This window comes from Paenibacillus jilunlii, from assembly GCF_900102965.1.
In the GTDB taxonomy this organism is placed as follows: Bacteria; Bacillota; Bacilli; order Paenibacillales; family Paenibacillaceae; genus Paenibacillus_AQ; species Paenibacillus_AQ jilunlii.
Map to the genome: position 1 here is coordinate 1 of NZ_FNGM01000030.1, position 12,227 is coordinate 12,227.

Below are 12,227 nucleotides of genomic sequence, written 5' to 3' on the forward strand. Positions count from 1 at the left end.
TCCGCCGCTAAGCCAGGTTGGAAGCAAGCTTCCAACAAGACTCCGCTCGACTTGCATGTATTAGGCACGCCGCCAGCGTTCGTCCTGAGCCAGGATCAAACTCTCCAATTAGTATTGAAAAGAGCGATTGCTCATTTTGAAACATCTGACGAGAATTTGCATTCTCTAATTTTGGATCTCACTTGTGTGAAATCCCACTCACTCGTTGTTCAGTTTTCAAAGATCAAGCTCGTTGTTGGCTTATATTATCTCGTCACCAGCAACTCTTATAATATATCACGTTCGGCCGATTAATGCAAGCTCTTTTTTTAACTTCTTATCGAGCTCGGCGTTTAACTTTCATGGCCGGAATAAGAATATACCATGTACAGAGATTCATTGCAAGCATTATTTTTAAAATCATAATTCCTGAGGAAACTGCATCTTCCGGGTTCCCTCAGGATCATGAAGAGAGCCTTGGCAGTTACTCCGTACGATTGCGCATATGCGGGAACAGCAGCACATCACGGATCGATGCAGCGTTGGTAAGCAGCATGATCAGCCGGTCCACACCAATTCCGAGTCCACCTGTAGGCGGCATACCGTATTCAAGAGCACGGATGAAATCATCATCCATTTCATGAGCTTCGTCGTTGCCTTTTTCCTTTTCCTGAATCTGTGCCTCAAAGCGCTGACGCTGGTCGATTGGATCATTCAGCTCGCTAAACGCATTCGCATGCTCACGGGCCACGATAAACAGCTCAAAACGGTCTGTAAAGCGCGGGTCTTGATCATTCTTTTTGGCGAGTGGAGAGATTTCAACCGGATGCCCCGTAACAAAAGTCGGCTGAATTAGTGTTTCTTCTACAAATTGCTCAAAGAAGGCATTCAGAATATGTCCAAAGGTCATATGCTTCTCAACCGGCACACGGTGTTCCTTCGCCAGGCGCTGAGCTTCCTCATTCGTCATATGAACGCCAAAATCGACACCTGTCACCTCTTTGACAGCATCCACCATGGTCACACGGCGCCACTGCGGGGTCAGGTCTACTTCCTGGCCTTGATAATTAATCTTCTGTGTACCCAGAACCTCCTGGGCGATATGAGCAATCATGCTCTCGGTCAGGTGCATAATATCCTTGTAGTCAGCATAAGCTTCGTACAGCTCAATCATTGTAAATTCCGGGTTGTGGCGCGTTGAAATACCTTCATTACGGTATACGCGGCCAATTTCATATACTTTTTCCAAACCGCCGACGATCAGACGCTTCAAATGCAGCTCTATAGCAATACGCATATACAGCTGCATATCAAGTGTATTGTGGTGGGTAATGAACGGGCGGGCTGCAGCTCCACCGGCGATGGCATGAAGGGTTGGCGTCTCCACCTCAAGGTAGCCAAGCGAATCCAGATAACGGCGCATCGATTGGATGATCCGTGAACGGGTAATGAAGGTCTGCTGAACCTCCGGGTTGATAATCAGATCCACATAACGCTGGCGGTAGCGCAGTTCCACATCTTTCAGGCCATGATATTTCTCGGGCAGCGGAAGCAGCGATTTGGATAGAACCTCAAGGTTATGCACCTTAATAGAGGTTTCTCCGGTTCTGGTTTTGAACACTGTGCCTCTAACGCCGATAATATCCCCCAGATCAAGAACGTTAAACGCAGCATATTGTGCTTCGGAAATACTGTCCTGACGGACATAGATTTGGATCTTCCCGCTGAGGTCCTGAATGTGCGCAAAGCTGGCTTTACCCATTACACGCTTAGCCATAATACGGCCGGCAATGCTGACTTCGAGATTAAGCTCATCCAATTCCTCTTTGGTTTGCCCGTCATACTTGTCCATAATATCTCCGGCACCTGCCGTACGCTCATACTTCTTGCCAAATGGATCGATTCCCAGCGCACGAAGCTCGTCCAGTTTGCCGCGGCGGATGGTTAGAAGCTCACTAAGCTCTTGTTCCGTGTTCTCCGCAGTGTTCATTTCCTCGGTCATGTCTTTCATCCTCTCTTACTCACTCTGTCAACTACACAAGAAGAAACGGTTCCGTCCCTATGCAAGAGGACAGCCCGTTCCCGTACAAATAGAAGCTGTATGTGTTTGTGAAAAAAGCTTCCCTAAGGAAGCTTTCTTGACTTATTCCTTATTGGTACCTATTACTTCATTCTAATATCAAGAATTTTATATTGAATGACGCCTGCAGGAACACTAACATCAACAATGGTGCCAATCTTCTTACCAATAATGGCTCGGCCTACCGGACTTTCGTTCGAAATCTTATTATTAAGCGGATCGGATTCGGCGGTACCCACAATCGTATATTCCATCACGTCGCCATATTCCAGATCCTCGACGCTTACGGTAACCCCGATGCTCACCACATCAGTAACGATTTCGTCGCTGTTGATGATACGCGCATTACGGAGCATTTTTTCCAATGTAATAATACGGCCTTCAATGAAAGCCTGCTCGTTCTTCGCGTCTTCGTATTCCGAGTTCTCACTAATATCCCCGTAGCCAATAGCTACTTTGATCCGTTCGGCGACCTCACGGCGTTTTACGGATTTGAGGGTCTCCAGTTCTTCTTCCAGACGCTTAAGTCCGTCCGGTGTAAGAATGACTTCTTTATCGCTCATCTCAACCGATTCTCCTGTCGTATACATTTATTGAAAACACCATACTATATGCGAATCTGGAGGGAACAGAACCCTCCTTCTGCATTGCCACTGCTGTAACGGCGATTTTATACTGTGAAATTATATTGGAACCGCTACAAAATGTCAATGATGCCCCATATAATGTTCGTGTGTTATGCAAAAAGACAGGAGTTTCTGTGTTTAAACCGCAGTCAGCGAGGAATTAAGGCCTTCCTGCTCTTCCTCGTCCTTAAGCTGTGTGACAAATTGGTTCAATATCCGCACCATTTCATCACGCTTGGTTTCTTCCATAATGACATCCTTCACACGGGCAGCGGCCTTCATGCCTTTCAAATACCAGGCCAGATGCTTGCGCATTTCCCGGACAGCCACCGCTTCACCCTTCAGGCTGATCAGACGGTCCATATGAAGAATGGCTACTTTGATCTTTTCCTCCGGATCAGGCTCGGGCATAAGCTCACCTGTGTTCAGGTACTGAATGGTACGGTACAGCATCCATGGGTTGCCCAATGCGCCGCGTCCAATCATGACACCGTCGCAGCCGGTCTGATCCAGCATCGCCCGCGCATCCTCCGGCGTATTTACATCCCCATTGCCGATAACCGGAATGGAAACCGCCTCTTTGGCCATACGGATGTACTTCCACTCGGCATGACCGGTGTAGAGCTGCTCACGGGTCCGGCCATGAACACTCACCGCCTGGCCTCCGGCACGTTCAACAGCACGTGCATTGTCCTCAACAAAAATATGCTCACTGTCCCAGCCAATCCGCATTTTTACGGTTACCGGCTTATCTACGGCGTCAACGACTGCAGACACCATCTCGTAGATTTTGTCGGGATTCAGCAGCCAGCGCGCTCCCGCGTCGCATTTGGTCACTTTGGGTACAGGACAGCCCATATTAATGTCGATAATATCGGCATTCGTTTCTTTATCAACGACTTTAGCCGCTTCAACCAGGGACTTCCGGTCACCGCCAAATATTTGCAGGCTCAGCGGCTTCTCCCGCTCATCTACAAACAGCATCTCCCGCGTACGCGGATTGCCGTGCAAAATCGCTTTATCGCTGACCATTTCGGCGCAGACCAGGCCAGTTCCGAATTCTTTGGCAATTAGACGAAATGCCGGATTGCATACGCCGGCCATAGGTGCCAGCACGACCTGGTTCTTCATCTCAATGCCGCCAATCCTCAGCATGTTGTGTTCACTTCCTTGATTGATGTGTTGGATCTATGATAACGTCCCTCAGGTAGAGGGGTTGGCCAATTCGTCGACAGCAATTCCAAGAACGTCCGCAATTTTATTTAAAATTTGATCTTCCAAACGTCTGTTGCCCCTCTCCACTGCGCCGAGCACAGCCAAGGATATTCCGACAGAATCCGCCAGTTCCTGCTGAGTGTATCCCTTCAGCTTTCGGAATGCTCTGACCCGCCGTCCCATACGTTTGTTGTCCACAAGCGAATTCCTTCCCTTCCGTCAATGTCTTGTAGCGCTGCTGTTATAAACTGCCGGAGTCCGGGAGACTCTTCATTCTGTGGTACGACATCATTCAGCGGAATAAGCACAAATGCCCGCTCCAGCATCCGCGGATGCGGCAGTGTCAGATCGGGCGTATCGAAGCGCTGGTTCTCCACCCACAACAAATCTAGATCAACCGTTCTCGGTCCATAGCGGACATCCCGGACACGGCCCAGTTGGCTTTCGATGTCCAGCATCCCGTGAAGCAGCGCTTCCGGCGCAAGGGTTGTGCGGAGGACGGCCGCCATATTCAAAAACTGCGGCTGGTCCAGATAACCGACAGGCTCCGTTTCGTACACACTTGAACAGCGGACCACTTCAATCCCGGCATGCTGATTCAGTCTGTTCAACGCTTCTTTCAGGGTTCCCTCACGGTCGCCCAAATTAGCCCCTAAAGCAATATAAGCCTCTGATGCCTCAGAGGTAGAATGTATAGTCATTACCGAGTTCTCACTTTCTGGTTCTGTACAGTTCTACGGTCACTCCCTGAAAGTGAATGTCGAACGGCGGATGCGGCTTGGTCACCTTCACCGTTACCGCATTGATAACAGTATAAGTGTCCAGTAACGAGGATGCAATATATTCAGCCAAAGCTTCTAAGAGTTTAAATGATTTTGTTTCGACAATTTTTTTAACGAGGAAGTGCACTTCGGCATAATTTACAGTAAGTGTGAGATCATCGCTGCGGCCAGCGGCCTGCAGGTCAAGCTCAAGCTCCAGGTCAATGTAAAAGCGCTGGCCCAGCTTGCGCTCCTCTTCAAACACTCCATGGTAACCATAGTACTCCATACGGTGCAGTGTCATTTTATCCATGCGGGTCCCCTGCTCTCTGATATCTGATTTTTCGCTCCGGTAATTCATCGTTTATTCAAGCGCCAATGGCGCCGCCGCATAAAGCATGGCATCGCACATCTGCACAGTCCGCTTAATCCTGGCTACATCGTGCACCCGCACAATTTGGCACCCTTGGGCAATTCCGAATGCCACGGTGGCGGCCGTGCCTTCCACCACATCATCCGGCGGGAGATCCAGGACGGTACGAATGAATTTTTTGCGGGAGGTAGCCAGCAGGAGGGGGTATCCAAGCTCTGTCAGCCGGTCCAAATTCATCATGGCCTGGAGATTCTCTGCATAATCCTTGGCAAAACCGATTCCGGGATCAAGAATAATATTCTCCGGCTTCACTCCCGCGGCCAATGCCAGATTCACGCTTTCCCCAAGATCGGCACACATATCACTGACCAGCTCCCGGTAATTCCGTTCAAGGCGGTTGTGCATTAGAATAATCGGACAGCCCGCTTCCGCAGCGACTGCAGCCATATCCGGGTCAGCTTTGGCGCCCCACACATCATTAATAATATGAGCACCTGCTTCGATGGCCTGGCGGGCTACTTCCGCCTTATAGGTGTCGATGGACAAAACCAGTTGGGGAGCCGCACGGTGAATACTTTCAATGACCGGCAGCACGCGGGCCAATTCTTCTTCCAGGCCTACCGGCTGATGGCCGGGCCGTGTCGATTCACCGCCAATATCAATAATATCGGCCCCCTCCGCCGCCATTTGCAGCGCATGTTCTACAGCTTTTTCCGGTTCATCCCACAATCCGCCATCGGAAAAAGAGTCCGGGGTGACGTTCAGGATGCCCATAATCAGTGTTCGTGCACCCAGTGTGAGTTCTGCGCCCCCCAGGCGGTAATTCCGTTTATATATCAAGGGTCTCATTCCGGTAATCCCGTCCTTTCCCTATATGCTTCCAGCAGTAAACCCGTAATTCTTCCGCAGCCTCCGCCGCTGACGGTCTGCCGGTCATTTGCGCGCCATAGTGTTGTAACCGGAACAATCTCCTGCACCGAGTTGGTAAGGAAAATCTCATCTGCCTCTGCAAGCTGTTCCCACCGGTACATGCCTTCTTCAATCCGAATCCCGGCTGCCGTTGCCAGCTCCAGAACCATTTCCCGGGTAATTCCCGGCAGAATGCCTGTTGTGATGTCCGGGGTATAGAGCACGTTATCGGCAATGAAAAAAACATTGCTGACAATGCCCTCGGCAACCATGCCTTGCGCGGTCAGCATTAGTCCTTCTGCACCGTATGCTGCTGAGGCATAACCTGCCAGTTCACGCTTTGCGAGTATATTGTTCATGTAGTGCAGCGACTTCAATCGCACTGGCCCCTCCGGTGTATTACGCGGCAAGTTCAACAATTGCAGGCCTTTCCCCTCATGGTAGAGCGTGTCCGGAAGACGCGGCAGCTCTTTGATGTAGAGCAGATGGTTAGGTTGACTGTACTCAGCCGCCGGCAAACCCAGAATATCTTCACCGGCTGTTACGGTATAACGGATATAGGCATCCTGTAATTCATTTTTGCCCATTACATGCTGAATCCAGTCACGCAGCCGAATCGCATCTCCCTCAAAAGGAATCCCGAGCTGCCTGCAGCCCTCCGCCAGTCTGTCCACGTGCCGCTGCAGCAGAAACGGTTCACCCTTATACGTGCGAAAGGTCTCAAAGAGGCCCATACCGTACAAAAAGCCGTGATCCAGAGCGGAAATCACGGCATCCTTGGCATCAACTACCTGGTGGTTGAATCCAATATATTTCATACCGGTTCTCCGGCTCTCCGTTTCAGGAAATTGCGCAGCATGGTATGCCCATGATTCGTAATAATCGATTCGGGATGGAACTGTACGCCTTCAATCGGATACTCCTTATGGCGCAGCGCCATAATTTCGCCTTCAGCCGTTTCCGCTGTGATCTCCAGGCAGTCAGGCAGACTTTCGCGCTCCACGATCAGTGAATGATAGCGGGTCGCGGTGAACGGAGACTCCAGTCCTTCGAATACGGAGGTGCCGTTGTGGTGGATCGGCGAGGTTTTGCCATGCATCAGGCGCTCTGCCCGGATGATATTGCCGCCAAAAGCCTGTCCAATGGCCTGATGGCCCAGACAGACGCCAAAGATCGGGATGATGCCCTTGAAATGCTGAATCAGCGCAAGGCTTATCCCCGCTTCATTCGGTGTGCAGGGCCCTGGAGAAATCAGAATATGATCCGGTGCAAGCGCCTCAATCTCCTCAATGGTAATCTCATCATTGCGGGATACCTGGACTTCCTCCCCCAGCTCCCCCAGATACTGCACCAGGTTGTACGTAAAGGAATCATAATTATCGATAACTAAGATCATAATGTTGCTCCTCCTTCGGCGCCGCCGGCGGCACGCAATTTCTGCTGGTATTCACTGCAGAGAACCGCCTTCACTACGGCTTTGGCTTTATTGTGGCATTCCCGGTATTCCCGGTACGGGTCAGAATCAATCACAATGCCCGCACCTGTCTGGATATAGCCTATTCCGTCCTTCACTGCCAGTGTCCGTATAATAATATTTAATTCCATATTGCCGTTATAGTCAATCCAGCCCATCGATCCAGTATATGGACCGCGCCGTACGGGCTCCAGCTCCTCGATGATCTCCATGGTGCGCACCTTGGGCGCACCGGTGATGGTGCCGCCGGGGAACAAGGCGGCCATGACATCGTATGCGCCCTTGCCGGGCGCGACGGTGCCCTCCACCTGCGAGACGAGATGCATCACATGCGAGTATCGCTCCACGGTCAGCAGCTCCGGCACGCTGACCGTTCCGTATGCAGCGACACGGCCGATGTCGTTGCGCTCCAGATCGACAAGCATAATATGCTCGGCGATCTCCTTCTCGCTCCCGCGCAGCTCCGCCTCCATGGCGGCGTCCTCCGCGGGAGTCAGGCCCCGGCGCCGGGTGCCGGCAATGGGGCGGGCGCTGACCTTGTCCCCGTGCAGCTTGACGAGCAGCTCGGGCGATGCGCTGGCGAGGGCGAAGCCGGGCGAGCGCAGCAGCCCCATGTACGGGGACGGGTTGAGCTTGCGCAGCCATTCATACACATCCTCCGGCGAGGATTTCAGCCGGGCCTCCTGGCGCAGCGACAGGTTCACCTGGAATACATCCCCTTGACGGATGTACTCCTGGACCTCGCGGACCGCCTGCTGAAATTGCTCTGGCGAGAAGGCGGAAGTCATGCCCGGCCATTGGCCGGAATCATCGCTATGGGCTGCCATTGCGGCGGCCTCGGCAATCTCGACGGCCCTGGCAGCCTCGGCTGTGCCGCCTTCAGAAGTCCCAGGTGCGGCAGAGATCAGGCTCCACTGCTCCAGCATCCGCTCAGCCCGCCGGGAAGCCTTCTGGTACAGGTCTTTCAGTTCGGCGCGACCGGATGACTGCGCAGCAGCAGGCACAGGCACATGGACTGTGCAGTACAACATATCCTCCTGGTGGTCAAAGATCCACAGCTCTTCCAGCCTCATGAAGAGGTAATCGGGAAACCCCGGATCATCCTTGGCCCAAACGGGCAGCTTCTCCAGAGAACGGACCACATCATAGCTGAGAAATCCAAGACAGCCGCCAATAAACGGAGGGAGCACAGAGAGTTGAAGCTTCGGTGAGGCGAAGCCCTTCATCCAGGCTTCCAGCACCTTCAAAGGCTCGCCCGTCTGTACGGATTCCAATATTGGCTCCCCCATACCTGTCCCGTCTGATGGAAAGCTGTATATCTCGGCTGCACCTGCCTGGCCTTGCAGTACGGAAACAGGGTGCAAGCCAATGTATGAGTACCGGCCGCCCTTACCACTCTCCAGCACCACAGAATAGGGAGAGGCCAGCTCCCAGGCCTTCATCCAGGAGGCAGGCAATCCCCCCTTGTCCTGCGGCGTTCGTATAATAAGGGGGAGTAGGCTCCATTCTTCCTGCGCCCATTGCTCCCAGTCCTGCCACGCTGTTATAATCTCCAAAGCCATCCCCCTAAAAGTTTTGTATAGCATAAGCTTCTTAGAATTCACTTCGTACAAAACTTGCTTCGTAAGCATTCGCTTTGTTTTGCGCAGCCTTTGCATTCGTAAAAGCCACATACATATCCTTAGGTTTATTGCCTGTCAGTATACTGTACTTTGGACCGCTTTGAAAAGCCTGAATGATTGTTTTTCCGAAAAAAGAGCCTTCACTAATCCCTGTGACAGCGGATAGGAAGGCTCTATGGGTATGCTTATCAGCAATTACACTTCGAAATTGTAAAGTGGAGTGCTCAGGTAACGTTCACCGTTACTCGGGATAATCACTACGACTTTTTTGCCCGCTCCCAGCTCTTTGGCCACTTTGAGGGCTGCAAATACGGCGGCACCGGAAGAAATACCGGACAGAACGCCCTCTTCCTTCGCTACGCGGCGTGCGGTTTCGAACGCTTCGTCGTTCTCCACGTGGATAATTTCATCATAGACATTCTGATTCAGAATATCCGGAATGAAGTTTGCTCCGATCCCTTGAATCTTGTGAGGACCAGGCTTGCCGCCAGCCAGAATTGGCGATGCCGCAGGTTCTACGGCATAGATCTTCACATTAGGATATTTACTCTTCAGAACCTCACCGGCGCCTGTGATGGTTCCGCCAGTCCCTACTCCGGCAATAAAGGCATCCAAGGGTCCGCCAATGGACTCGATGGCTTCAACGATTTCCGGACCGGTGGTTTCACGGTGGATCTTAACGTTGGCCTTATTCTTGAATTGCTCAGCCAGGAAATAATCAGGGTTTTCGCTCAGGATTTGCTCAGCCTTCTTAACCGCACCGTTCATACCTTCCGATCCCGGAGTAAGCACCAGCTCCGCACCGTAAGCACGCAGCAGATTGCGGCGTTCAAGGCTCATCGTTTCAGGCATAACAATAACCGCCTTGTAGCCTTTGGCCGCAGCAACAAGTGCCAGCCCAATACCGGTGTTCCCGCTGGTAGCTTCTACAATCGTACCGCCCGGCTTCAGCAGCCCTTCCTTCTCAGCTTCTTCCACGATGCTGATCGCGATGCGGTCTTTCACGCTGGAGCCCGGGTTTTGATATTCCAGCTTCAGATAGATTTCAGCAGAACCTTCAGGAACCACCCGGTTTAGACGAACGAGCGGCGTGCCTCCGATCAAATCTGTTACACTGTTGACGACTTTAGCCATGAGTGAAAACCTCCTTGGAATGATAAATGAATGGGTGCATAACTTGTGACAATAGTCTCCAGCATAGATCTCCGGGTGTATGAAAAAACGGCTAGGTCTGCACCAGGACATTCAACACCGCAGCACCAAGTTATAGTGCTGGACAGCGGAATTGGACCCTCCGCCGTTACTTATTTCCGACTAATTCAGTAGGTTTTACATTTAAGATCATATTATCAATCTTGCAGGCTGTTGTCAATATATATCGCTGTATCATATTTAGCGCGCAAATCCTTTTCCACCTGCTGAAGTGGCGGGGCCTTCTCCAGTGCAAGCTCTTCCCGCACCTGCTGCCTGATTTCTGCCTGATTCTGCTCCCGGGGCACGATGGCTTTCTCCAGCCGGATCACTGCATAAGCATCCCCGGCCTGCAGCGGACCTGCAATATCACCCGCCTCCAGGCCGGAAGCAGTCTGCAGGAGCTCCTCCGGCCAGAATGGGTCATCCTCCTCCACCATACCAATACTGCCTCCATGCAGGCGGCTCTCCTCGTCGATAGATACCTCTGCGGCAAGCGCTGCAAAATCTTCATCCTGCTCCAGGCGGTCCATCACCTTCTCTGCTTCTTCGTAGGTGTATACCTTAATCATGGAGAGCTCCATTTTCTTCTTGGGAGTGAACCGCTCGGCATTTTGCGCTAAATAATCATCGATTTCGCTCTCACTAATGGTAATCCCTGCTGTAGCTATTTCTTGAAGAGTGAGACGGTAAACTGCCTCCTCACGCACTTCCTCGCGCGAAAGCCCCAGCTCAGACTCCATCTGTTCGTAGTACTGCTGTTCGGAGCCATAGCCGGCTATACTGCGCTGCAGTTCCTTTTCAATCTCTTTTTCGGTCACGGTAATCCCTAGAGCCTTGGCCTCTTTGCTGACCACAATATGGTTAAGCAACGTGAGCAGTACTTCATCGCCATGCTTTTTTTTGAGTTCACCTATCCATTGCTGATCTGTTACCGGCTGATCTCCCGCCCTGGCAATGTCCGAGGACTCCCCCTCTGCGGCTTCTCCCTTGAGAATAGCCATGGCCCGCAGACTCCAGAACAATAGACCCCCGAGCATTAATGTTGCGATCGCCAAAAGAATAACGGCATTGCGCAGCAGGCGCTCCTGTCTTGTCATCATCTCATAGCCCTACGATTTCGCTTGATCCAGGATAACCTGCAATTCATCTTTATTAAATACATAAGCCTCGTTGCAAAAATGGCATACCACTTCAACCTGATCATCTTCTTCAATTAACCGCTCCAGCTCGTGCTGGCCCAGACTCACCAGTGTTTGTTCTACTCTTTCCCGGGAGCACTGACAGACAAAGCTGATATCCAGTCCATCCATGATGACCACATCGGGAAGCAGCCAGCGGAGCATCTCTTCCGGCTCAAGTCCCTGGTCCAGCACAGCAGTAACAGAAGGCATTGCACCTACGGCCCGTTCGATCTCTGTAATTTCATCATCACTAAGACCCGGAAGAAGCTGTACAATGAACCCTCCAGCCACCTTCACAGAGTTATCCGTATCCACCAATACTCCAAGCCCTACAGCGGCCGGAGTCTGCTCGGATACAGCAAAGTAATACGTAAAATCTTCGCCAAGCTCTCCCGAAACAATCGGCACACTGCCGCGGTAAGGCTCCTTCAAGCCCAAATCCTTGCTGATATCGATGAACCCTTCCGTTCCCACAGCTCCGGCAACATCCAGCTTGCCAAGACTATTGCTGGGGAGATGAACATGCGGATTCTGCACATACCCGCGCACTTCTCCGAGGGCATTCGATTCTGCTGTAATTTGTCCGAGCGGCCCGTTTCCTTTGACCATTATGGCCAGCTTTTCCTCGCCCTTGAGCATTGCGCCCATCATAGCCGCAGCGGTAACGGTCCGCCCCAGTGCTGCCGTAGCTGTTGGGTACGTATCATGCCTGCGCCGCAATTCGTCGACCAGCGCTGTGGTGCGGACTGCAAATGCCCTTACTTTACCGTTCATCGCGGTTCCCCGGATCAGCCGGTCCTTCTTGTTATCCAT

General features: G+C 51.9%; 13 protein-coding genes and 1 rRNA gene. All 14 read right to left on the bottom strand.

Annotated elements, in window-relative coordinates; translation table 11 throughout:
* Window positions 1-111: ribosomal RNA gene (locus BLQ82_RS29320) — 16S ribosomal RNA — on the bottom strand; the annotation flags it as partial.
* Between the two features lie 352 nt (window positions 112-463).
* Entirely contained in the window at window positions 464-1,981 is a 1,518-nt protein-coding gene (gene lysS / locus BLQ82_RS29325; protein WP_143013591.1) for a lysine--tRNA ligase, read from the bottom strand.
* Between the two features lie 161 nt (window positions 1,982-2,142).
* Window positions 2,143-2,622, bottom strand: coding sequence for a transcription elongation factor GreA (gene greA / locus BLQ82_RS29330; protein WP_025706947.1), 480 nt, complete (start codon window positions 2,620-2,622; stop codon window positions 2,143-2,145).
* 201 nt (window positions 2,623-2,823) lie between these two features.
* Complete coding sequence (gene dusB / locus BLQ82_RS29335; protein ID WP_062520183.1) at window positions 2,824-3,840, bottom strand: tRNA dihydrouridine synthase DusB; 1,017 nt, start codon at window positions 3,838-3,840, stop codon at window positions 2,824-2,826.
* A gap of 48 nt (window positions 3,841-3,888) precedes the next feature.
* On the bottom strand, window positions 3,889-4,098 hold the full coding sequence (locus BLQ82_RS29340; RefSeq protein WP_039785042.1) for a helix-turn-helix domain-containing protein: 210 nt from the start codon (window positions 4,096-4,098) through the stop codon (window positions 3,889-3,891).
* The gene (gene folK / locus BLQ82_RS29345; protein ID WP_062520181.1) at window positions 4,050-4,601 is read right to left on the bottom strand and encodes a 2-amino-4-hydroxy-6-hydroxymethyldihydropteridine diphosphokinase; all 552 of its coding nucleotides are present in this window, start codon (window positions 4,599-4,601) and stop codon (window positions 4,050-4,052) included. Before folK ends, BLQ82_RS29340 begins: the two co-directional genes overlap by 49 nt.
* Before the next feature lie 10 nt (window positions 4,602-4,611).
* Complete coding sequence (folB, locus tag BLQ82_RS29350) at window positions 4,612-4,974, bottom strand: dihydroneopterin aldolase (RefSeq protein WP_062520178.1); 363 nt, start codon at window positions 4,972-4,974, stop codon at window positions 4,612-4,614.
* A 51-nt stretch (window positions 4,975-5,025) separates the two neighbouring features.
* Window positions 5,026-5,883: a dihydropteroate synthase gene (gene folP, locus BLQ82_RS29355; RefSeq protein WP_062520176.1), complete on the bottom strand. Its 858-nt coding sequence runs from the start codon at window positions 5,881-5,883 to the stop codon at window positions 5,026-5,028.
* Window positions 5,880-6,761, bottom strand: a complete 882-nt coding sequence (locus tag BLQ82_RS29360; RefSeq protein WP_062520174.1) for an aminotransferase class IV — start codon at window positions 6,759-6,761, stop codon at window positions 5,880-5,882. The genes folP and BLQ82_RS29360 overlap by 4 nt, the downstream gene beginning before the upstream one ends.
* Window positions 6,758-7,339 carry an aminodeoxychorismate/anthranilate synthase component II gene (gene pabA, locus BLQ82_RS29365; protein ID WP_062520171.1) on the bottom strand — a complete coding sequence of 194 codons (582 nt, stop codon included), beginning with the start codon at window positions 7,337-7,339 and terminating at the stop codon, window positions 6,758-6,760. The genes BLQ82_RS29360 and pabA overlap by 4 nt, the downstream gene beginning before the upstream one ends.
* On the bottom strand, window positions 7,336-8,979 hold the full coding sequence (locus tag BLQ82_RS29370; RefSeq protein ID WP_074648806.1) for an anthranilate synthase component I family protein: 1,644 nt from the start codon (window positions 8,977-8,979) through the stop codon (window positions 7,336-7,338). Before BLQ82_RS29370 ends, pabA begins: the two co-directional genes overlap by 4 nt.
* Before the next feature lie 255 nt (window positions 8,980-9,234).
* Complete coding sequence (cysK, locus tag BLQ82_RS29375; protein ID WP_020426064.1) at window positions 9,235-10,173, bottom strand: cysteine synthase A; 939 nt, start codon at window positions 10,171-10,173, stop codon at window positions 9,235-9,237.
* A 215-nt stretch (window positions 10,174-10,388) separates the two neighbouring features.
* Window positions 10,389-11,333 (bottom strand): peptidylprolyl isomerase, encoded by a 945-nt coding sequence (locus tag BLQ82_RS29380; protein ID WP_062520166.1) that lies wholly within the window; start codon window positions 11,331-11,333, stop codon window positions 10,389-10,391.
* A gap of 9 nt (window positions 11,334-11,342) precedes the next feature.
* Complete coding sequence (gene hslO, locus BLQ82_RS29385) at window positions 11,343-12,227, bottom strand: Hsp33 family molecular chaperone HslO (RefSeq protein ID WP_062520163.1); 885 nt, start codon at window positions 12,225-12,227, stop codon at window positions 11,343-11,345.

What these genes read in the sequence shown, in the direction of transcription:
- lysS (WP_143013591.1), bottom strand. Translation starts at nt 1,981, where the DNA reads ATGACCGAGGAAATGAACACTGCGGAGAACACGGAACAAGAGCTTAGT.
- greA (WP_025706947.1), bottom strand. Translation starts at nt 2,622, where the DNA reads ATGAGCGATAAAGAAGTCATTCTTACACCGGACGGACTTAAGCGTCTG.
- dusB (WP_062520183.1), bottom strand. Translation starts at nt 3,840, where the DNA reads ATGCTGAGGATTGGCGGCATTGAGATGAAGAACCAGGTCGTGCTGGCA.
- folK (WP_062520181.1), bottom strand. Translation starts at nt 4,601, where the DNA reads ATGACTATACATTCTACCTCTGAGGCATCAGAGGCTTATATTGCTTTA.
- folB (WP_062520178.1), bottom strand. Translation starts at nt 4,974, where the DNA reads ATGGATAAAATGACACTGCACCGTATGGAGTACTATGGTTACCATGGA.
- folP (WP_062520176.1), bottom strand. Translation starts at nt 5,883, where the DNA reads ATGAGACCCTTGATATATAAACGGAATTACCGCCTGGGGGGCGCAGAA.
- BLQ82_RS29360 (WP_062520174.1), bottom strand. Translation starts at nt 6,761, where the DNA reads ATGAAATATATTGGATTCAACCACCAGGTAGTTGATGCCAAGGATGCC.
- pabA (WP_062520171.1), bottom strand. Translation starts at nt 7,339, where the DNA reads ATGATCTTAGTTATCGATAATTATGATTCCTTTACGTACAACCTGGTG.
- BLQ82_RS29370 (WP_074648806.1), bottom strand. Translation starts at nt 8,979, where the DNA reads ATGGCTTTGGAGATTATAACAGCGTGGCAGGACTGGGAGCAATGGGCG.
- cysK (WP_020426064.1), bottom strand. Translation starts at nt 10,173, where the DNA reads ATGGCTAAAGTCGTCAACAGTGTAACAGATTTGATCGGAGGCACGCCG.
- BLQ82_RS29380 (WP_062520166.1), bottom strand. Translation starts at nt 11,333, where the DNA reads ATGATGACAAGACAGGAGCGCCTGCTGCGCAATGCCGTTATTCTTTTG.
- hslO (WP_062520163.1), bottom strand. Translation starts at nt 12,227, where the DNA reads ATGGATAACAAGAAGGACCGGCTGATCCGGGGAACCGCGATGAACGGT.